Genomic DNA, 19,386 nt, shown 5'->3' on the forward strand with positions numbered 1-19,386 from the left:
GACGCCCGCACGGCCAGGTCATGACGCACCGAGGAGACACCGTGTCCGCAAGCCCAGGAAGAGGAACCACCGCCGAGCGGCTGTCCGAACTCACCCGCAGGCGGGCCGAGTCGGCGCGGCTGGCGACCGACGCACCAGCCGTCGCGCGCCAGCACGACAAGGGCAAGCTCACCGCCCGCGAACGCATCGACGCCCTGGTCGACCCGGGCAGCTTCGTCGAGCTGGACGCCATGGCCAGGCACCGCTGCCACGACTTCGGCATGGACCGCCAGCGTCCGCTCGGCGACGGCGTGATCACCGGATACGCCACGATCGACGGCCGCCGGGTCTGCCTGTTCGCCCAGGACTTCACCGTCTTCGGCGGCAGCCTCGGCGAGGTCTACGGCGAGAAGATCCTCAAGGTGATGGACCTGGCGCTGCGCACCGGCTGCCCCATCATCGGCATCAACGACTCGGGCGGCGCCCGCATCCAGGAGGGCGTGGTCTCCCTCGCGCTCTACGCCGAACTGGTCAAGCGGCACGTCCAGGCGTCCGGTGTCATCCCGCAGATCTCCCTGATGACCGGCCCCTGCGCGGGCGGCGCCGTCTACGCTCCGGCGATCACCGACTTCATCGTCATGGTCGAGGGCATCTCCCACATGTTCGTCACCGGGCCCGACGTGCTGAAGACGGTGACCGGCCACCAGATCGACCGCGAGGAACTGGGCGGCGGCTACAGCCACAACGCCGTCTCGGGCAACGCCCACCACCTCGCGCGCGACGAGAAGGAGGCGTTCGAGTACGTCCGCCTGCTCCTCGGCTACCTCCCGTCGAACAACATGGACGACGCGCCCGACTACGAGGTGCGCGCCGCGGAGGAGTACACCGCCGCCGACCTCGCGCTCGACGAGCTGATCCCCGACGAGGCCAACCGGCCCTACGACATGCACCAGGTGATCCACACCGTCCTCGACGACGGCGAGCTCCTCGAAACGCAGGAACTGTTCGCCCGCAACATCATCTGCGGTTTCGGCCGGGTGGAGGGCCGCAGCGTCGGCGTGGTCGCCAACCAGCCCTCTCACATGGCCGGGGCACTCGACATCGACGCCAGCGAGAAGGCCGCCCGCTTCATCCGCACCTGCGACGCCTTCCACATCCCCGTCCTCACCTTCGTGGACGTCCCCGGCTTCCTGCCGGGCCTGGAGCAGGAACGCGGCGGCATCATCCGGCGCGGCGCCAAGCTGATCTACGCCTACGCCGAGGCCACCGTCCCCATGGTCACGGTCGTCACCCGCAAGGCGTACGGCGGCGGGTACGGCGTCATGGGCTCCAAGCACCTCGGCACCGACGTCAACCTCGCCTGGCCCACCGCCGAGATCGCCGTCATGGGCGGCGAGAGCGCGGTCACCGTCCTGCACCGCCGCGCCGTCGAGCAGGCCGAGGACCCGGCCGCCGAGCGCGACCGGCTGCGCGCCGAGTACGAACAGGCGCTGTGCAACCCGTACGTCGCCGCCGAGCGGGGCTACGTGGACGCGGTGATCATGCCGCACGAGACCCGCGGGCAAGTGGCCCAGGCGCTGCGGGCGCTCGCCGACAAGCGGGTGACGCGGCTGCCGCGCAAGCACGGGAACATCCCGCTGTGAGCGGCGCGCGCGACCCCGACATCCGGGTGGTGCGGGGCGAGCCCACCGCCGAGGAGCTGGCCGCGCTGCTCGCGGTGTGGGCGGGCGCCGGCGCCGCGCTCGGTGACGAGCCCGCGGCGCGGCGGTCACCTTCGCGGCGATCGTGGCGGCGGGGCACGGTGCCCGCCCCGGACCGCGGCCCCGGCCAGTGGCGGCGCGGCGGCCGGAGCGGCGGCTGGACGCCGTGAGCGCGGCCGGCCGTCGCGCGGCCCCCTGACCGCCGCGGGGCGTCGGAGCCGGGAAGCCGCCGGGGTCGGGGAAGCCGAACCAGCCAAATGAGCCAAGGGAGCCATCGTGCGCAAGGTGCTCATCGCGAACCGCGGTGAAATTGCTGTCCGCGTTGCCCGTGCCTGCCGGGATGCGGGGATCGCGAGTGTGGCGGTGTACGCCGATCCGGACCGGGACGCGGTGCATGTCCGGGTGGCGGATGAGGCGTACGCGCTGGGCGGTGACACTCCGGCGACCAGTTATCTGGATGTCGCCAGGGTGCTGGCCGCCGCGGCGGAGTCGGGTGCGGACGCGGTGCATCCGGGGTACGGATTCCTGTCGGAGAACGCGGAGTTCGCGCAGGCGGTCCTGGACGCGGGTCTGACGTGGATCGGTCCGCCGCCGCAGGCGATCCGGGATCTGGGTGACAAGGTCGCGGCGCGGCATATCGCGCAGCGTGCGGGTGCGCCGCTGGTCGCGGGGACCGCTGATCCGGTGTCGGGGTCGGATGAGGTGGTGGCGTTCGCTGAGGAGCACGGGCTGCCGATCGCGATCAAGGCGGCGTTCGGCGGTGGCGGGCGGGGTCTGAAGGTGGCCCGGACGCTGGAGGAGGTGCCGGAGCTGTACGACTCCGCGGTGCGTGAGGCGGTCGCGGCGTTCGGCCGCGGGGAGTGCTTCGTGGAGCGCTATCTGGACCGTCCGCGGCATGTGGAGACGCAGTGCCTGGCCGACACGCACGGCAATGTGGTGGTGGTCTCCACGCGTGACTGCTCGTTGCAGCGGCGTCATCAGAAGCTGGTGGAGGAGGCCCCTGCCCCGTACTTGTCGCAGGCGCAGGTCGACCAGCTCTACAGTGCGTCGAAGGCGATCCTGCGTGAGGCGGGGTATGTGGGTGCGGGTACGTGTGAGTTCCTGGTGGGCCAGGACGGCACGATCTCGTTCCTGGAGGTCAACACCCGGCTGCAGGTGGAGCACCCGGTGACCGAGGAGGTCTCGGGGATCGATCTGGTGCGGGAGATGTTCCGGATCGCCGACGGTGAGGCGCTGGGGTATGACGACCCGGTGCTGCGGGGGCATTCGGTGGAGTTCCGGATCAACGGTGAGGATCCGGGGCGGGGTTTCCTGCCCGCGCCGGGCACGGTGACGCGTTTCGACGCGCCGACGGGTCCGGGGGTGCGGCTGGACGCGGGTGTGGAGTCCGGCAGTGTGATCGGTCCGGCGTGGGATTCGCTGCTGGCCAAGCTGATCGTGACCGGTGCCACGCGTGAGCAGGCGTTGCAGCGTGCGGCGCGGGCGCTGGGCGAGTTCACGGTGGAGGGGATGGCGACGGCGATCCCCTTCCACCGTGCGGTCGTCACCGACCCGGCGTTCGCACCGACGGACGGGAGTCCGTTCACGGTGCACACGCGGTGGATCGAGACGGAGTTCGACAACACGATCCCGCCGTTCGCGGGTGCGGTCGTGGAGGAGGACGACGCGCCGGGCCGGGAGACCGTGGTGGTGGAGGTCGGCGGGAAGCGTCTGGAGGTGTCCCTGCCCGCGTCGCTGGGGATGACGCTGGCGCGGACGGCGGCCGCGGGGGGTGCCAAGCCCAAGCGGCGGACGGCGGCGAAGGCGGGTGCGGCGGTCTCGGGTGACGCGCTGCCCTCGCCGATGCAGGGCACGATCGTGAAGGTCGCGGTCGAGGAGGGCCAGCAGGTCACCGCGGGTGATCTGATCGTGGTCCTGGAGGCCATGAAGATGGAACAGCCCCTGAACGCCCACCGGTCGGGCACCGTCATCGGCCTCAAGGCCGAAGTCGGCACCTCCGTCTCCTCCGGTGCCGTCATCTGCGAAATCAAGGAGTGAACGGGACCGCCCGACCCGCACCGGCTCAGAGCCAGCCGCGCCGCTTGAACAGGAAGTACAGGAAGGTCACCACCGACGCCATCAGGCCGAGCACCGCTGGATAGCCCCAGACCTGGCGCAGCTCCGGCATGTGGTCGAAGTTCATGCCGTAGATCCCGGCGATCATCGTCGGGGCCGCCGCCATGGCCGCCCACGCGGAGATCTTGCGCATGTCGTCGTTCTGCCGCACACCCACCTGCGTCAGATGCGCCGCCAGGATGTCGGACAGCAGCCGGTCGAGCCCTTCCTCCGCCTCGTTGACGCGCGCCAGGTGGTCGGCGACATCGCGGAAGAACGGCTTGGTGCGCGCGTCCACGAAGGGCGCGTTGCCGCCGGCCAGCCGGGCCATCGGCTCCGAGAGCGGACTGATGGCCCGGCGGAATTCCAGCACCTGGCGCTTGAAGGAGTAGATGACGCCCGCCACCCGCGAGGAGTCGCCGCCGGTGGGGGAGAAGACCTGCTCCTCCAACTCCTCCAGATCCACTTGCAGCTCCGCGGCGATGTCCAGATAGTCGTCCACGACCGCGTCGCAGATCGCGTAGAGCACGGCCACCGGACCGTGCCGCAGCACCTCGGGGGACTTCTCCAAACGGGAACGGGCGTCGGCGGCCGTTTTCGCGTGCCCGTGCCGCACCGTCACCACGAAGGAGTCGCCGATGAAGATCATCAGCTCGTCGGCCGTGACGCGGCTCTTCTCGTCGTCGTAGCGCAACGGCCGCACGACCGTGAACAGCGCCCCGTCGTACGCTTCCATCTTCGGCCGTTGACGGGCCTTGAGCGCGTCCTCGACGGCCAGCGGATGCAGGTCGAACTCGGTGGCGACCCGGTCGAACTCGCTCGTCGTCGGCTCGTGCATGCCGATCCAGACGAAGCAGTTCCCCGACGCGCGGGCCTCGGCGAGCGCGTCGGACAGGTCGTCCGGCGTCTTCTCGCGACGACCGTCCCGGTAGATGGCGCAATCCACGATCACGCGGTGATCCCTTCGGTGAACGTCCGCGGCCGTACCACCCACGCCCGCGCGGCTCCCGGGCCCGTCCGGCCCTGGCCCGCTCCTGCCCGGAACGCGCCGCTTCATGGCCGGATCGCGCCTCCGCCGCGCCACGCCACCGCGCGACCCGCCCGGTCGGCGCGGAACCCGGCGGCGCGGCTGACAGACTGGCCGCATGCAGGACACCTCCTTCTCGCTGACCCGTGTCCGGCTGCGGCAGTACCGCAGCATCCCGGAAGCCGACGTGGCGCTCGGCCCGCTCGTCTTCCTGATCGGGCCCAACGGCTCGGGGAAGAGCAACTTCCTCGACGCCCTGCGCCTGGTCTCCGAGGGACTGCGGACCTCCCTCGACGAAGCGCTCGACCGGCGCGGCGGCGTCGCGCAGGTCCGCCGCAGGTCGGCGGGACACCCGACCCGCTTCAGCGTCGACCTCGACTTCCGCGGCCCGCACGGCGACGGCGGCTACGGAATCCAGGTCGCGGCCGAACGCGGCGGCGGCTTCCGTATCGTGCGCGAGCACTGCACCGTACGGCCCGCCGCCGCCCGCGACGGCGCGGCCGCCTACCGGGTGGACGACGGGGTGCTGACCTCCAGCACCGAGTCCGGTATGCCCGCGGCCGACCGTCACCGCCTGCTGCTCGCCGACCTCGCCACCCGCAAGCCCTTCAAGCACGTCCACGACGGCCTCGCCGACATCGGCGTGTTCACCCTCAACCCGGAGGCCATGCGCGAGCCGCGGACGCCCGGATCCGGTCAACTCCTCCAGCGCGACGGCTCCGACATCGCCGCGGTACTGCACCGGCTGGGCCGGAGCGCGCGCGGCCGGGAGGACAAGGCGCGGATCGAGAGCTATCTGCGGCAGATCGTGCCGGGCATCCACGGCGTGACCCGGCGCACGCGCGGGGGCCGCGAGATCCTGGAGTTCACCCAGGACGTGCCCGGCGCCAAGGCGCCCTGGCGGTTCGGCGCGCCCTCCGTCTCCGACGGCACCCTGCGCGCACTCGGCGTCCTCACCTCGCTGTTCACCCCCGCGGGCGGCGCCTACAGCACGGTGGCCGTCGAGGAGCCCGAGACCGCCCTGCACCCCACGGCGACCGGCGCGCTGCTGGCCGCGCTGCGAGACGCCAGCGACCGCCGCCAGGTCATCGCGACCAGCCACAGCCCCGACCTCCTCGACACCGACGAGATCGACCCGGCGGAACTGCTCGCCGTCCGCGCGCCCGGCGGCCGTACCGTCATCGCCCCGCTCGACGCGCCCGCCACCTTCGCGCTCCGCGCCCAGCTCCACACCCCCGGCCAACTGCTGCGCGCCGACCAGCTCCTGCCGCACCCGTCCCCGCCCGCGGGGGAAGAGCGCGCGCGTGTGAGGTGAGACGGGCCGCCGTCCGCCCGCCCCGCGCGTCCACCGGTGAGCCGACGGCCGCCACGACGGAGTGAAGGACCGGTCGTGGCGCGCCGGGCGGCGCGGCGGCTGCCCTAGGGTGACGACGATGACTACCACGATCGTGTTCGACATCGGCGAGACCCTGATTTCCGACGCGCGGCACTGGGCGGGCTGGGCCGACTGGCTCGGCGTCCCGTCACACACCGTCTCGGCCCTGGTGGGAGCGGTCGTCGCCGAAGGGCGCGACGACGGCGACGCGCTGCGGCTGATCACCCCCGGCCTCGACATCCCCGCCGCCTACGCCGCCAGGGAGGCGGCCGGGCGGGGCGAGCACCTGGACGAGACGGATCTGTACCCGGACGTCCGCCCCGCGCTGGCCCGGCTGCGGGAGGCCGGCATCAAGGTGCTCGCCGCCGGCAACCAGACCGCCCGGGTCGGGGAGCTGCTGCGCGGCCTCGACCTGCCGCTCGACCTGGTCGCCACCTCCGCGGAATGGGCCGTCGCCAAACCGAGCCCCGGCTTCTACGCGAAGGTCGTCGAGGTCGCGGGGGCCGAACCCGAAGAGATCCTTTACGTCGGCGACCACCCCGGCAACGACGTCTTCCCCGCGAAGCGCGCGGGACTGCGCGTCGCCCACCTGCGCCGCGGGCCCTGGGGCCACCTGTGGGCCGACGACCCCGACGTGGCCGCCGCCGCGGACTGGCGGATCAATTCCCTGACCGAACTCGTCGCCATCGCGTCCCGCTGACCGGCATCGGCACCGGCACCGGAACCGGAGCCGGCATGGGCATCGGAACCGGCCTGGGCACCGGCATCGGAAGCCGTACCGCGCGCGGACCGCGACGGGATTGATCATCCGTTCCGTGGGGAGGCGGAGGAATGACGAGAGAGGGCGGGGACATGAGCACGAGCTACCAGGACGGCTGGATCGAGTGCACACCTGACGCGCTCCGGATCCGCGGCTACTACTTCCCCTGGGGCACGAAGACGATTCCGTACGCGTCGATCCGCACGGTCACCCGCGTGAAGATGGGCGTGTTCAGCGGGCAGGGCCGCATCTGGGGCACCGCGAACCCCCGGTACTGGGCGAGCCTCGATCCGCGGCGGCTGTCCAAGACGGAAGGTCTCGTCCTGGACACCGGGAAATTCGTCCGGCCCTTCATCACCCCGGACGATCCGGCGGCCGTCGAGAGCATCCTGCGCGAGCGCTCCGGCGCCGGACCGGACGACCGGGCTTCCTAGGGCCTGTAGGGCCTGACCGATCCCGTACGCCTGTCCCCTGCGGGGGCCGGTCGTACGGAGGGCGTCAGCCGAGCGCGCCCGCCACCGTCACGGCGGGCCCGGTCCGGCCGACGTCACCGGTCCCCGCCGCGATCAGCGCCGAGGCGGCGGCCCGGGCGGCGACGGCCGCCGAGGGGTCGCGGTCCATCCGGGCGGAGATCCCGGCGCCGTCGTAGAGCAGATGGAGCTGGCGGCCCAGCGACCGCGGGTCGGCGGCGCCCGCCTCACCGGCGAGGCGGGTGAACAACTCCCGCAGCCAGGCACGGTGGTTGTCCGCGGCCTCCTCCACGAGACTGCCGGGACCGGCCTCCGCGCCGGCCCGGACGAAGGCGCAGCCGTGGAAGCCCGGTTCCCCGAAGAGCGCGCCCTGCGCCTCGAAGACCGCCAGCAGCCGCTCGCGCGGAGTGTCGCGGCTGTCGACCGCGTCGGTGATCCGCTGGGTGATGCCCGCGTGGCGGCTGTCGAGGTAGGCCCGGATGAGCTGTTCCTTGCCGCCGAAGGTGTTGTACAGCGACGCCTTGGCCACGCCCGCGTGCTCGATGACCCGGTCGATGCCGACGCTCCGCACGCCCTCGGCGTAGAACAGCTCGTCCGCGGCGGCGAGTAGTCGCTCACGCGCCGACGGCTTCGTGGTGGTCCGGGAAGTCGCCATGGCCGTCACCTTTCGGACAGATCTGTCTGCATTATGCCCCGGCGGCGGGACAAGCCCGGGGGCGACGAGCCGGGACGGTCGGGGGGCGGTCGCGCCCGGCCCGGAGTCCGAGGTCACACGGCCGGCCGGGGGGACTGCTCGGAGGCGGCCCAGGTCAGTTGCTTGAGCTCCATCCGGGCGGCCGGAGCCGTTCCGGGCAGCGACGCCCAGTAGGGATGGGTGGAGATCCGGACGGAGAGCCTTTGCAGGCGGCGCCGGAGCACGGTGGTCTGCGTACCGGCGGGAGCGTCGGCGAGCAGGCGGTAGGTGATGTACCAGTCGCGCTGCGCCTCGATGAGATCAGCGGGGAAGTCGTGCTGCTTCATGGGGGCAATCCTGGCACGTGTTCGAATATTTGTGCGAGTCCATCTCGTCACGTTCGTACGACAGCCGCCCCTCCGCCGCCGGTGGCCGGGGACACGGCCGGGTGGAGAGGCGGTGGAGGGGCGGAGAATGGGGGAGAGGGGGACAATCGGGGTGTTCGCCCGCGTGTCGCGGCTCACGCGCCGCGGCTCGCCCTCGGTGGAGGAGGTCCGGACATGAACGAGGCAACGCGACGGCAGGGCTCGACCGTGTGGGACCCGGCGACGGACGGCGGCACCGCGGGCCATGGCATGGGGGACCGGCCCAAGGGGCCGCACAACATCCAGAACCACTCCGAGGAGTTCGACCAGTCGGTCCGGGACGCGGAGACCGAGGCGGCCACCGCCGATCGGGCCCGCTTCCACGGCGTGTCCGTCCGGCTGCTGGAGTCGGGCACGGCGGTGCACGACATGATCCAGGCGCTGTTCAACAAGGAGACGACCGCCCCGGCCGATCTGCGGCCGGTGGCCGACGCCTTCCGTCGGCACTGCGCCGCCAAGGACGCCACGGCGGGGCGCGCGCTGGAGTCCCACCCGCCGGTCGCCGAGGCGGTCAGGCGCGACCGCGAGGAGGGCGCGTACCTCCTCGCCCTCCTCGACGGCTCCATCGCGTCGCCGGGTCCGGCCGGAACGCGCGCCCAGACCGTCAACGGTGTGCTGGCCGACATCGACCAGTTCCTCGGCCACGAACAGCGCGACTTCATCCCGCTGATCGAGCGCGAACTCCCGGTCTCGCAGAGCAACCGCCTGGCCGCCTCCTTCGACGGCTGACGGCTGACGGCTGACGGCTGGCTGCTGGCTGCTGACGGCTGGCTACTGACGGCCGGAGGACGACGCGTACGCCTGACGCCTGCGACGCCTGCGCCTCACACCTGCGGGTACGCCCGAACCCCGCGCTCCGACCGGCGGCCCCGCTGCCGCCTCACTACCTGCCCATCAGCTCCCGCGCCGCCGACGCGACCGCGTCCGCCGTCAGCCCGAAGTGCTCGTAGAGTTCGGCGGCCGACGCCGACGCGCCGAACTCCTGGACGCCGATCGACCGGCCGTCGAGGCCGATCAGGTCGTACCAGCCCTGACCGACGCCCGCCTCGACCGCGATCCGGCGGCGTACGCCCGGCGGGATGACACTGTCGCGGTACGCCGCGTCCTGCGCGTCGAACCACTCACGGCACGGCATCGACACGACGCGCGCCCGTATCCCGTCCGCGGCCAGCGCCCGCGCCGCGGTGACGGCGAGCTGCACCTCGGACCCGGTGGCGATGACCACGACGTCCGGGTCGGCCGGACCGGCCGACGGGTCCGCGACGGGCGCCTCGTACCGTACGTAACCGCCCCTGACCGCCTCGGCGGCCGAGCCGAACCCGTCCGTGCCGTCGGGGAAGACCGGCAGGTCCTGACGGCTGAGGCTGAAACCGGTCGGCCCGGCGGACCCGGCCGCGCCGAGCACCTTCCACAGGGCGACGGCCGTCTCGTTGGCGTCACCGGGCCGCACGATGTCCAGGCCCGGAATCGCGCGCAGGGACGCCAGGTGCTCGACCGGCTGGTGGGTCGGGCCGTCCTCGCCGAGACCGATGGAGTCGTGCGTCCACACGTAGAGCGTCGGCAGCTTCATCAGCGCGGCGAGCCGTACCGCCGGGCGCATGTAGTCGCTGAAGACGAGGAAGGTGCCGCCGTAGGGACGGCTGAGGCCCGACAGCGCGATGCCGTTCATCGCGGCGGCCATGAAGTGCTCGCGGATTCCCCAGTGGACGGTGCGTCCCGCCGGGTCGGCGCCGGGCTGCGCGCTCGACGCCGGAAGGAAGGACGAACTGCCCTCCACCGTCGTGTTGTTGGAGTCGCCGAGGTCGGACGAGCCGCCCCACAGCTCGGGCAGTTCCGCCGCCGCCGCGTTCAACGCCCGCCCGAACGCCTTCCGCGTGGCCACCTGGGTGTCCGCCGCGAAGACCGGACGCGCGTCCTCGAAGGCGGCGGGGAGCCCCTTGGCCGTCAGCCTGTCGAGCAGCGCCCGCCCGTCCGGATTCCCGCGCGCCCACGCGTCGAACGCCGCGTCCCACTCCCGGTGGGCCGCCGATCCCGCCGCGCGCGCCGCCGACGTCAGCCGCTCGTGGAGATCGGCCGATACGTCGAAGGCGGTGTCCGGGTTCACGCCGAGGACGGACTTCGCCGCGCGGACCGCGTCGGCCCCGAGAGCGGAGCCGTGCGACTTCGCGGTGTTCTGCGCGCCGGGCACCGGCCAGGAGATGATGCTGCGCATCAAGACGATCGACGGCCGCGTCGTCTCGGCGGCGGCTTCCTCCAGCGCCCGCGACAGTGCGGACACGTCGATGTCGCCGTCGGCCGCGAGGCCGACCCGCTGCACGTGCCATCCGTACGCCTCGTAGCGGGCGCCGACGTCCTCGCTCGTGGCCAGGTCCGTGCTGCCCTCGATGGAGATCCGGTTGTCGTCGTAGACGACGACGAGGTTGCCCAGGCGCTGGTGACCCGCGAAGGAACCGGCCTCGGCGCTGATGCCCTCCTGGATGTCGCCGTCGGAGCACAGGACGAACACCCGGTGGTCGAAGGGGCTTGTCCCCTCGGGCGCGTCGGGGTCGAGCAGGCCGCGCTCGCGGCGGGCGCCCATCGCCATGCCGACCGCGGTGGCGATGCCCTGGCCGAGCGGCCCGGTCGTGGTCTCCACACCCGGCGTGTGCCCCCACTCGGGGTGCGCAGGGGTGAGGCTGCCGCGCTTTCGGTAGGCGCGCAGGTCGTCCAGCGTGAGCGGATATCCGGCGAGGTAGAGCTGGATGTACAGCGTGAGGCTGGAGTGACCGCAGGACAGGACGAACCGGTCCCGCCCGCGCCACCGGGGGTCGGCGGGGTCGTGGCGCAGGAAGCGCCGGAATATCAGATGGGCGGCGGGCGCCAGGCTGACGGCGGTGCCGGGGTGACCGTGGCCCGCCTCCTGCACGGCGTCCATGGCCAGGACGCGGGCGGTGGTCACGGCCCGCTGGTCGTCCTCGGTCCAGGGTATGTGGGCATGCTGAACGTACGTGCTCGTCACGAGCGCTCCTTCGACACGAAAAGAGGGTGCGGGCGGGGCGGGGCCCGCCGGCTCACCAGAGGGTGTAGCCGCCGTCGATGACGAGGATCTCGCCGGTGACGAAGGACGAGGCGGGGCTGGCCAGGTAGAGCGCGGCCGGGGCGATCTCCGACGCCTGCGCGTACCGCTGCATGGGCACTTCGTCGATCCAGTAGTGCTTGTACTCGGGCAGGTCGATGTCCGAGATCTCGGTCTTCGTGTAACCGGGCGCGATCGCGTTGACCCGTACCGACCTCGGCGCCCACTCGGCGGCCAGGGACTTGGTCAGGTGGTGCACCCCGGCCTTGGACACGGCGTAAGGGGCGTGCCACTGCGGGCGGTTGATGATCATGCCGGACATGGAGCCGACGTTGACGATCGATCCGGTGCCGCGCTCGACCATCGACTCGCCGACGACCTGGCTGACCTTCCAGACCGCGTCGAGGTTGGTGGCCATCACACGGTCCCAACTGTCGTCGTCGATGGTCAGGGACTCGCCGTGGATGCCGATGCCCGCGTTGTTGATCAGGACGTCGACCGGGCCGAGCTCCGCGGTGACCCGCTCGTTCATGGCCACGATGTCCGCGCGGCTGGTGACGTCGGTCCTCGTCGAGATCGCGGTGGCGCCCAGCGCGGTGAGTTCGGCGACCGCCTCGGCGTTGCGCGCCTCGTCCCGGCCCGCGATGGCGACGGACGCGCCCGCTTCCGCCAGCGCGGTGGCGATGGCCTTGCCGATACCGCGGTTTCCGCCGGTGACGACGGCGACCTTGCCGTTCAGCCGGAACTGATCCAGGACACTCATGCCGATTGCTCCTCGGTTGACGTCGGCGCTGACTGCGCGTCGGGCACCCGGACGATCCGGTCCGCGCGAGTGCGGGTTGCGTGAATGAGTTCTGCGTTGCGCTGGTCGGAGCCGTGCGACCGCTCGTACGCCTCCGCCGCCGACCGGCCGTACCGCATGTGCCGGGCGATCAGCCGTTCCATGCGCACGTCCTCGTCGGGGTCGACGTACCAGCACGCGTCGAGCAGCGGCTGTACGGCTCCCCACCGGGGCCCGTCGACCAGCAGGTAGTTGCCCTCGGTGACGACCAGCGGGACGTCACGGGGGACGGGCACCGCGCAGGCTATGGACTCCTCGATGGCGCGGTCGAAGAACGAGGCGTAGACGACCTCCTCGTCGCGGGCGCGCAGCCGGCGCAGGAGGTTGATGTAACCGGCCGCGTCGAAGGTGTCGGCGGCCCCCTTGGAGGCATGGCGGCCGAGCCGGTGCAGTTCGGCGTTGGCCAGGTGGAAGCCGTCGAGGCTGACGAGCACCGCCTGGTCACCGAGCGCGTTCACCAGGGCTTCGGCGAGAGTGGACTTCCCGGAGCCGGGCGCGCCCGTGATTCCGAGGATCCGGCGCTGCCCGGAAGTGATCAGCGCCCGGGCCGAGTCGATGAGGGCGTCGTAGTCCGCGCCGTCGGCCCCGGGATTGTGCTGGGGGTCGGCGGCCGGTCCTGGGGGGTTCAATTTTCGCCTTTCGAGAGATCCGTCGGTGCCGCGTGCGCGCCCTGCGGGGCGGAGTCCCCGGCGGGCGCTTCCACGCCCACGAGGGTGTCCGGCGCCTTGGCGCCGGTCATGACGGCGACGGCTTCTTCCATGCTGGTGTCGTTCTTGTCGACCAGGGCGATACGCCGCCCCAGCCGGTGGATGTGGATCCGGTCCGCGACCTCGAAGACGTTCGGCATGTTGTGGCTGATGAGCACCACCGGCAGGCCGTTGTCGCGGACGCGCAGGATCAGGTCGAGGACCTGGTTCGTCTCGCGCACGCCGAGCGCGGCGGTCGGTTCGTCCATCACCACGACGCGGGTCGCCCACGCGGCGACGCGCGCCACCGCGACGGCCTGCCGCTGCCCGCCGGAGAGCGTCTCGACCTTCTGCCGGATGGACTGGACGCGGATGCCCAGGTCGGCCATCTGCTGGGCCGAGCCGCGGCGCATGGCGCCCTTGTCCAACTGCCGGAAGACCGTGCCGAGTACGCCGCGACGGCGCTGCTCCCGGCCGAGGTAGAGATTCTGCGAGATGTCCAGGGCCGGGGCCACGCCCAGCTCCTGGTACACCGTCTCGATGCCCGCCCTGCGCGCGTCGAGCGGGCTGCGGAACTGCACTTCCTCGCCGTTCAGACGCAGGGTGCCGGAGCCGGGGACGACTGCGCCGGTCAGCGATTTGATCAGCGTCGACTTGCCCGCGCCGTTGTCCCCGATGACGGCCAGGATCTCGCCGGGCCGCAGGTCGAAGTCGGTGTTGTCCATGGCCACGACGTGGCCGTAGTGCTTGGTGAGGCCGCGGCCCTCCAGCACCTTCGGCTGGGACCCGGACTCGGCGGGCTGGGACCCGGTGGGGGTGTACCTGCCGGGAGCGGACCCGTCGGGCAGGGATGCGGAGTGCGTCATCGCGACTGCCTCCTTCGTACGAGTTGGTCGACGCCGACCGCGACGACCACCAGGACACCGGTGGCGACCTGCTGGTAGAGCGAGTCGATACCGGCCTGGGTGAGGCCGTTCTGCAGCACGGTCACGATCAGCGCGCCGATGAACGTTCCGATGACGCCGCCGCGACCGCCGAACAGGCTGGTGCCGCCGATGACGACCGCGGTGATGCTGTCGAGGTTGGCGGTCGAGTAACCGCTCGGGTCGGCGGTCGGGGTGCGGCCGAGCGCCTGCCAGGCGGCGAAGACGTAGACGACCGCGGCGACCATGTACACCCCGAGGAGCAGGCGCTTGACCTTGATCCCGGCGAGTTCGGCGGCCTTGTGGTTGTCACCGAGTGCGTAGACCCGCGTGCCCCAGGAGGTCTGTCCGAGGGCGTAGGCCAGGACGGCGGTGAGGCCGATCCAGAGCATCACGCCGTAGGTGATCGTCACCCCGCCGACCGTCACACCGTTGTTGAGGCAGGTCAGCAGGCTGGAGTTGATCGGGTACGTCTGCGACGAGGTGTAGAGCCTGGCCGCCGCGGCCACCACGGACATCACGCCGAGGGTGACGATGAACGGTGGCAGTCTCAGCAGCGAGACCAGCGCGCCGTTGACCGAGCCGACCGCCACGCACACCACCAGGCCGACCAGCAGCGCCAGGGCCGGGTTGTTGTGGACGGCGATCTTGCCGATCACGACAGAACCGAGCACCATGATCGCGCCGTTGGCCAGGTCGATCCCCGACGTCAGGATGATCAGGGTCTGTCCGAGGGCGAGGGTGCCGACCACGACGGACTGCTGGGCGATCAGCGACAGATTCTCCGAGTTGAAGAACGTGCTGGTCGACAGCGTGAAGACGATCACCGCGACGATCAGGGCGGCGAGCGGTCCGGCGATCTGGTTGCCGGCGAAGGCGCGGAGCAGGCTGCCGCGCGAGATCCCCGTCTCCAGCGCCTCCGCGTCCGCGTCATGCGTCGTCGTTCCTGTCACTTCGGACCCCAGCAGTGGTCGAGGCCCCAGGCGGAGGTCTCGGAGGCGATGCCCTTGACCGGCTTGTCGGTGATCAGGACGGTGCCCGAGTCGGTGACGCCGGCCTTCGGCTTGGTGCCGTCCTTGATGTAGGCGGCGGCGGCCTCGACGGCCATCTCACCCATCTTGCTGGGGAACTGCATGGCGGTGGCGCCGATGACGCCGTTCTTCACGTCCTGGACGCCGGAGCACGCGCCGTCGACCGAGACCAGCGTGGTCTTGCCCGCGAGGCCCTTGTTCTTGATGGCGGTGTAAGCGCCGTGCGCGGTCGGCTCGTTGATCGTGTAGACGACGTTGATGTCGGGGTGGGCCGACAGCAGGTTCTCCATCGCGGACTGCCCGGTGTCGATCGTGCCCTGGGTGAGCGCGGTGCCCGCCACCTGCGGCGACTTGGCGGTGATGCCGTAGCCCTCGAGGAAGCCGTCGTGGCGTCCCTTGGCCGGACCGTCGGACAGGTCGAAGTCGAGCATCGCGATGTGCGGGTCCTGCGGCGAGGACGCCTTGGCCCACTGGCCGATGAGCTTTCCCGCGGCGACGTTGTCGGTCGCGTAGGTGGCGTCCGCGGCGCTCTCCGGCGACAGCGGCGAGTTGACGGTCATCACGAGGATGCCCTTGTCCCTCGCCTGCTTCACCACGCCGTTGAGCGCGGTCGCGTTGGCCGGGGTGAGCACGATGGCCTTGACCTTGTTGGCGATCATGTTCTCGATGGCGGTCACCTGGGTGGCGGAGTCACCGGGCACCTTGGCCTCGGCCTTCATGACCTTCCAGCCCTTGGCCTTGGCGGCGGCCTCGGTCGCCTTCTCCAGGGTGCCGAAGAACGGGTTGCTCAGGTTCAGCTCGACGATGCCGATCGTGACCGCTCCGCCGGAACTGCCGGTGGTGCTGCCGCTGCTCGAACTGCACCCCGCGACGGCGAGGGCACAGGTTCCGGCCAGGGCCATGACTCCGAGCTGTGCCGGTCTGCTGGCCCATCGGGTGATCTTCATGGGGTTCCTCCTGGATGCGGGGCCGTTAACTCGGCCAGTCGGCAGAGCACGGGGCGATGACAGAGATATTTCGCAATGTTTCACTGGCTGTCAAGCAGAAATATTTATCTTTTGTCTTTCCACCGACAAAAGAACGTGCTTCACTAAGCTCTGGCCGACGTCCGAGACCGGGAGTGAGATGACTGCGACGACCAGTACGACGACAGGCGGCCCGTCACCGTGGCGGGCCGACGAGGGGCCTGGAAGAATCCTGGAACTCATCACCACGGGCCAGGCCCGCACGCGGTCCGCCCTCACCCAGGTCACGGGCCTGTCCCGGTCCACGGTCGGCCAGCGGCTCGACGCGCTGTTCGCCGCCGACCTGATCCGCGAGGGCGCGGAGAACGTGCCCTCGCGCGGCCGGCCGTCCAAGACGCTCCAGCTCAACCACGCGGCGATGCTGATGATCGGCGTGGACATCGGCGAGGAGCGGACCCGTATCGCGGTCACCGACCTCAACACCAACATCCTGGTCGACCGGGTCGAACGACTCGCCCTCGGCGAGGGCCCCGACGTCCTGCTCGACAAGATCACCGAGACCGTGCGCGACATGATCGTCCAGGCCGGACTGGGCGAAATACCGGTGGCGGGCATCGGCCTCGGCCTGCCCGCGCCCGTGGACTACGACGCGGGCAAGGTGCTCGGCTGGTCGATCATGTCCGGCTGGGACGGCTACGACATCCGCGGCCACCTGCGCAGGACCTGGCAGGTCCCGATCCTGATCGACAACGACGTCAATCTGCTCACCCTGGCCGAGCACCGGCGGTTCTGGCGCGACGAGCCGCACCTGCTCTACATCAAGGCCGGTACGGGGGTCGGCAGCGGCATGGTGATCGGCGGCCAGATCAACCGCGGCGCCCAGGGCGCGGCGGGCGACATCGGCCACGCGCACATCGGCGGCTTCGGCGACCCCCAGTGCCGCTGCGGGAACCTCGGCTGCCTGGAAGCCCTGATCGGCGGCTGGGCCCTGGCCCGCGACCTGCGCAGCCGCCAGCACAGCGACAGCCACGACGCGCGCTATGTCGTCACCCAGGTCAAGCGCGGCGACACCGAGGCCGTCGCCAGCCTGCGGGCCGCGGGCCGCGTTCTCGGCGAGATGGTCGCCTACGCCACCAGCCTGCTCAACCCCGACGTCATCGTCCTCGGCGGCATGCTCGGCACCACCGGCGACCACCTGCTGGCAGGCGTGCGCGAGGTGATCTACCAGCGCTCACTCCCGCTGGCCACCCGGCAGTTGCGCATCGTGCCCACCCGCTACAAGTCCCGCGCCGGGATCGCAGGCGCGGGCTATCTCGTCCGCGACCACGTCCTGAATCCCGCTACCCTCGACATCACCCTGGCAGCCGGAGGCTCCCCGATCGCGGTGACGTGACCTCCGGCCCCCGCGGCTACGTGGTCGCCAGCAGCGTGGCGACCAGGCCGCGCGCCCATGCGCTGGAAGCGGGCCGGGCGCTGAAGATCGCGCGGTAGTACAGCGGGCCGAGCAGCGTGTCGACCGCGCGCTCCAAGGACGGGACCTTGCCGCCGCGCGCCTGCTCGCGCTCGATGATCGCGCGGAGCTGGTCGTGCCGGTCGGCCGTGCACGCGCAGCCGCCCTCCGGGCCCGAGCCGATCGTCGCGCGCATCAGGGCCAGCACGTCGGGGTCGGCGAGGTCGGTGGCGACGTCGCCCATCCACCGCTCCAGGTCACCGGCCAGCGAGCCGGAGTCGGGTACGACGATGTCGCCGCTGAACCTGCTGGTCGCGACGTCGGCCAGGAGCTGCGCCACCGAACCCCAGCGCCGGTAGACGGTGGTGGGGTGCACCCCGGCGCGCGCGGCGACGGCGGGAATGGTGAGCGCGTCGCCCGGTTCCGTGGCGAGCGATTCCTCGACGGCTCGGTGCACTGCGGCCCGTACGCGTGCGGAACGGCCACCGGGACGGGTCTGGACTGCTTCGGTCATGCGGAAATTATCGCACCAATCGCTGCGTTAGCATGAACGTCGCTAACGCAACGATCACTGCAATCGGAGAGTCGTATGACCGGCGCGCTGACGCCCCAAGAGAAGAGCCCCGCGTCCCCGGGTGTCACGTCCCGGGGCGCCGAGCCCGTGGCGATACCGGGCGCGGGGAACGGCTCCCGGCGGCGCGGCCTGAGCCGTCCCGTCGCCTTCGCCGCCATCGCCGCGATCTTCATCCTGTTCATGGCGGCGTCGAGCGCGCCGTCCCCGCTCTACGTCGTCTACCAGCACGAATGGAACTTCTCCGCGTCCATGCTGACCACCGTCTTCGCGGTGTACGTCGTCGGCATGATCGGCGCGCTGCTGGTGCTCGGGGCGCTGTCGGACCACATCGGCCGCCGCCCCGTCCTCGTCTCGGCCATCGCGCTCGAAGCCGTCGCGATGCTGCTGTTCATCGTCGCGGGAGACGTCTCCGTGCTGCTGGTGGCCCGCTTCGTCCAGGGCATCGCCACCGGCGCGGCCATGACGACACTCGGCGCGACCCTGGTCGACCTCAACCCACCGCACGCACCGCACCGCGCCGGAGTCATCAGCGGCGCGGCCCCCACCTTCGGCCTCGGCGTGGGCGCGCTCGGATGCGGCTTCCTCGTGCAGTACGGCCCGCACCCGACCCGGCTGGTCTACGTACTCCTGCTCACCGGTCTGGTGCTCGCGGGCCTGCTCGTCTCCCTGCTGCCCGAGACCTCGCAGCGGCGGCCCGGCGCGGCGCGCTCGCTGCAACCGCGCCTCGGCGTCGCCCCCCGGCTCCGCGCCGACCTCGTCGGACTCGTGCCGATCCTCGTCGCGAGCTGGGCGCTGGGCGGTCTGTACCTCGCGCTCGGCCCCTCGGTCGCGGTGGGACTGTTCGGCCTGTCCAGCCACGTCATCGGCGGACTCGTCGTCACCCTGCTGTGCGGACCGGCCTCGATCACCGCCTTCGCCCTGCGCGGCTGGCCCACCGAACGCACCCTCGCGCTCGGCGCCGCCCTGCTGGTCACCGGCACCGCCGTCGGCCTGGCCGGAGTGCAGGCCGAGTCGGTCACCACGGCCGCCCTCGGCACCGCCGTCGCCGGTGTCGGCTTCGGCGCCGCCGGTCTGGCCAGCTTCGGCACCCTCGCCCGGATCGCCGAACCGGCCGAGCGCGGCGAACTCTTCGCCGTCGCCTTCGTGATCTCCTACCTCGCCTTCAGCATCCCCGCCGTGGTCGCCGGATTCGCCACCACCGACGTCGGCCTCCACCGCACCGCCGTCGTCTACAGCGCGGCCGTCATCGTCTTCGGCGCCCTCGCCCTGATCGCCCAACGCGTCCGTATCAGCCGCACGGCGGCGAACGCGTAGCACCGACGCGCGGCACCCACCCGCAGCACCCGCGGTCCTCGGCC

At 71.6% G+C, this 19,386-nt stretch carries 19 protein-coding genes; 9 read left to right on the forward strand and 10 right to left on the reverse strand.

Annotated elements, in window-relative coordinates:
* Positions 1 to 20 precede the first annotated feature (20 nt).
* The 3 genes from ACIQCJ_RS25515 (at position 21) to ACIQCJ_RS25525 (ending at position 3,716) form a co-directional block, all read left to right on the forward strand.
* Positions 21 to 1,622: a carboxyl transferase domain-containing protein gene (locus tag ACIQCJ_RS25515; RefSeq protein WP_391162578.1), complete on the forward strand. Its 1,602-nt coding sequence runs from the start codon at positions 21 to 23 to the stop codon at positions 1,620 to 1,622.
* Positions 1,619 to 1,849: an acyl-CoA carboxylase epsilon subunit gene (locus tag ACIQCJ_RS25520; protein ID WP_391047672.1), complete on the forward strand. Its 231-nt coding sequence runs from the start codon at positions 1,619 to 1,621 to the stop codon at positions 1,847 to 1,849. The genes ACIQCJ_RS25515 and ACIQCJ_RS25520 overlap by 4 nt, the downstream gene beginning before the upstream one ends.
* Positions 1,850 to 1,955: 106 nt before the next feature.
* Positions 1,956 to 3,716 (forward strand): acetyl/propionyl/methylcrotonyl-CoA carboxylase subunit alpha, encoded by a 1,761-nt coding sequence (locus ACIQCJ_RS25525; RefSeq protein ID WP_402712627.1) that lies wholly within the window; start codon positions 1,956 to 1,958, stop codon positions 3,714 to 3,716.
* 25 nt (positions 3,717 to 3,741) lie between these two features.
* Here the strand turns inward: ACIQCJ_RS25525 and corA are convergent, their stop codons facing one another.
* Positions 3,742 to 4,725: a magnesium/cobalt transporter CorA gene (gene corA / locus ACIQCJ_RS25530; RefSeq protein WP_355347640.1), complete on the reverse strand. Its 984-nt coding sequence runs from the start codon at positions 4,723 to 4,725 to the stop codon at positions 3,742 to 3,744.
* 193 nt (positions 4,726 to 4,918) lie between these two features.
* On the opposite strand from corA, the gene ACIQCJ_RS25535 reads away from it, so the two are divergent.
* From ACIQCJ_RS25535 to ACIQCJ_RS25545, 3 genes are all read left to right on the forward strand, one after another.
* Positions 4,919 to 6,115 carry an AAA family ATPase gene (locus ACIQCJ_RS25535; RefSeq protein WP_402712628.1) on the forward strand — a complete coding sequence of 399 codons (1,197 nt, stop codon included), beginning with the start codon at positions 4,919 to 4,921 and terminating at the stop codon, positions 6,113 to 6,115.
* 118 nt (positions 6,116 to 6,233) lie between these two features.
* The gene (locus ACIQCJ_RS25540) at positions 6,234 to 6,875 is read left to right on the forward strand and encodes an HAD-IIIA family hydrolase (RefSeq protein WP_355347634.1); all 642 of its coding nucleotides are present in this window, start codon (positions 6,234 to 6,236) and stop codon (positions 6,873 to 6,875) included.
* Positions 6,876 to 7,027: 152 nt separating this feature from the next.
* The gene (locus ACIQCJ_RS25545; RefSeq protein ID WP_391164284.1) at positions 7,028 to 7,369 is read left to right on the forward strand and encodes a hypothetical protein; all 342 of its coding nucleotides are present in this window, start codon (positions 7,028 to 7,030) and stop codon (positions 7,367 to 7,369) included.
* 64 nt (positions 7,370 to 7,433) lie between these two features.
* Here ACIQCJ_RS25545 and ACIQCJ_RS25550 read toward each other — a convergent pair whose 3' ends face one another.
* Both ACIQCJ_RS25550 and ACIQCJ_RS25555 read right to left on the reverse strand, forming a co-directional pair.
* The gene (locus ACIQCJ_RS25550; protein WP_402712629.1) at positions 7,434 to 8,060 is read right to left on the reverse strand and encodes a TetR/AcrR family transcriptional regulator; all 627 of its coding nucleotides are present in this window, start codon (positions 8,058 to 8,060) and stop codon (positions 7,434 to 7,436) included.
* 113 nt (positions 8,061 to 8,173) lie between these two features.
* The gene (locus tag ACIQCJ_RS25555) at positions 8,174 to 8,425 is read right to left on the reverse strand and encodes a hypothetical protein (protein ID WP_355347625.1); all 252 of its coding nucleotides are present in this window, start codon (positions 8,423 to 8,425) and stop codon (positions 8,174 to 8,176) included.
* Positions 8,426 to 8,638: 213 nt separating this feature from the next.
* Between ACIQCJ_RS25555 and ACIQCJ_RS25560 the strand changes: the two genes are divergently transcribed.
* Positions 8,639 to 9,232 carry a hypothetical protein gene (locus tag ACIQCJ_RS25560; RefSeq protein WP_402712630.1) on the forward strand — a complete coding sequence of 198 codons (594 nt, stop codon included), beginning with the start codon at positions 8,639 to 8,641 and terminating at the stop codon, positions 9,230 to 9,232.
* 154 nt (positions 9,233 to 9,386) lie between these two features.
* On the opposite strand, the gene tkt is transcribed toward ACIQCJ_RS25560, so the two are convergent.
* From tkt to ACIQCJ_RS25590, 6 genes are all read right to left on the reverse strand, one after another.
* Positions 9,387 to 11,501, reverse strand: coding sequence for a transketolase (gene tkt / locus ACIQCJ_RS25565; protein WP_402712631.1), 2,115 nt, complete (start codon positions 11,499 to 11,501; stop codon positions 9,387 to 9,389).
* A gap of 52 nt (positions 11,502 to 11,553) precedes the next feature.
* Positions 11,554 to 12,321 (reverse strand): glucose 1-dehydrogenase, encoded by a 768-nt coding sequence (locus ACIQCJ_RS25570; RefSeq protein ID WP_355347616.1) that lies wholly within the window; start codon positions 12,319 to 12,321, stop codon positions 11,554 to 11,556.
* Positions 12,318 to 13,028: a nucleoside/nucleotide kinase family protein gene (locus tag ACIQCJ_RS25575; RefSeq protein WP_355347614.1), complete on the reverse strand. Its 711-nt coding sequence runs from the start codon at positions 13,026 to 13,028 to the stop codon at positions 12,318 to 12,320. Before ACIQCJ_RS25575 ends, ACIQCJ_RS25570 begins: the two co-directional genes overlap by 4 nt.
* A complete protein-coding gene (locus ACIQCJ_RS25580; RefSeq protein ID WP_391128062.1) occupies positions 13,025 to 13,810 on the reverse strand; it encodes an ATP-binding cassette domain-containing protein in 786 nt (261 codons plus the stop codon). The genes ACIQCJ_RS25575 and ACIQCJ_RS25580 overlap by 4 nt, the downstream gene beginning before the upstream one ends.
* A gap of 137 nt (positions 13,811 to 13,947) precedes the next feature.
* Positions 13,948 to 14,961 (reverse strand): ABC transporter permease, encoded by a 1,014-nt coding sequence (locus tag ACIQCJ_RS25585; protein ID WP_355347608.1) that lies wholly within the window; start codon positions 14,959 to 14,961, stop codon positions 13,948 to 13,950.
* Complete coding sequence (locus tag ACIQCJ_RS25590) at positions 14,958 to 15,986, reverse strand: substrate-binding domain-containing protein (RefSeq protein ID WP_355347605.1); 1,029 nt, start codon at positions 15,984 to 15,986, stop codon at positions 14,958 to 14,960. The genes ACIQCJ_RS25585 and ACIQCJ_RS25590 overlap by 4 nt, the downstream gene beginning before the upstream one ends.
* Positions 15,987 to 16,164: 178 nt before the next feature.
* On the opposite strand from ACIQCJ_RS25590, the gene ACIQCJ_RS25595 reads away from it, so the two are divergent.
* Positions 16,165 to 17,397, forward strand: coding sequence for an ROK family protein (locus ACIQCJ_RS25595; protein WP_402712632.1), 1,233 nt, complete (start codon positions 16,165 to 16,167; stop codon positions 17,395 to 17,397).
* 16 nt (positions 17,398 to 17,413) lie between these two features.
* Here ACIQCJ_RS25595 and ACIQCJ_RS25600 read toward each other — a convergent pair whose 3' ends face one another.
* Positions 17,414 to 17,968 (reverse strand): TetR/AcrR family transcriptional regulator C-terminal ligand-binding domain-containing protein, encoded by a 555-nt coding sequence (locus ACIQCJ_RS25600; RefSeq protein WP_355347598.1) that lies wholly within the window; start codon positions 17,966 to 17,968, stop codon positions 17,414 to 17,416.
* Between the two features lie 75 nt (positions 17,969 to 18,043).
* Here ACIQCJ_RS25600 and ACIQCJ_RS25605 point away from each other — a divergent pair, with 75 nt between their 5' ends.
* Positions 18,044 to 19,342 (forward strand): MFS transporter, encoded by a 1,299-nt coding sequence (locus ACIQCJ_RS25605; RefSeq protein ID WP_402712633.1) that lies wholly within the window; start codon positions 18,044 to 18,046, stop codon positions 19,340 to 19,342.
* Positions 19,343 to 19,386 lie beyond the last annotated feature (44 nt).

This window comes from Streptomyces sp. NPDC093221, assembly GCF_044753885.1.
Classification (GTDB): Bacteria; Actinomycetota; Actinomycetes; order Streptomycetales; family Streptomycetaceae; genus Actinacidiphila.

Coding starts and splice junctions, on each gene's coding strand:
- ACIQCJ_RS25515 (WP_391162578.1), top strand. CDS start 21: ATGACGCACCGAGGAGACACCGTGTCCGCAAGCCCAGGAAGAGGAACC.
- ACIQCJ_RS25535 (WP_402712628.1), top strand. CDS start 4,919: ATGCAGGACACCTCCTTCTCGCTGACCCGTGTCCGGCTGCGGCAGTAC.
- ACIQCJ_RS25540 (WP_355347634.1), top strand. CDS start 6,234: ATGACTACCACGATCGTGTTCGACATCGGCGAGACCCTGATTTCCGAC.
- ACIQCJ_RS25545 (WP_391164284.1), top strand. CDS start 7,028: ATGAGCACGAGCTACCAGGACGGCTGGATCGAGTGCACACCTGACGCG.
- ACIQCJ_RS25550 (WP_402712629.1), bottom strand. CDS start 8,060: ATGGCGACTTCCCGGACCACCACGAAGCCGTCGGCGCGTGAGCGACTA.
- ACIQCJ_RS25555 (WP_355347625.1), bottom strand. CDS start 8,425: ATGAAGCAGCACGACTTCCCCGCTGATCTCATCGAGGCGCAGCGCGAC.
- ACIQCJ_RS25560 (WP_402712630.1), top strand. CDS start 8,639: ATGAACGAGGCAACGCGACGGCAGGGCTCGACCGTGTGGGACCCGGCG.
- ACIQCJ_RS25570 (WP_355347616.1), bottom strand. CDS start 12,321: ATGAGTGTCCTGGATCAGTTCCGGCTGAACGGCAAGGTCGCCGTCGTC.
- ACIQCJ_RS25580 (WP_391128062.1), bottom strand. CDS start 13,810: ATGGACAACACCGACTTCGACCTGCGGCCCGGCGAGATCCTGGCCGTC.
- ACIQCJ_RS25590 (WP_355347605.1), bottom strand. CDS start 15,986: ATGAAGATCACCCGATGGGCCAGCAGACCGGCACAGCTCGGAGTCATG.
- ACIQCJ_RS25595 (WP_402712632.1), top strand. CDS start 16,165: ATGACTGCGACGACCAGTACGACGACAGGCGGCCCGTCACCGTGGCGG.
- ACIQCJ_RS25600 (WP_355347598.1), bottom strand. CDS start 17,968: ATGACCGAAGCAGTCCAGACCCGTCCCGGTGGCCGTTCCGCACGCGTA.
- ACIQCJ_RS25605 (WP_402712633.1), top strand. CDS start 18,044: ATGACCGGCGCGCTGACGCCCCAAGAGAAGAGCCCCGCGTCCCCGGGT.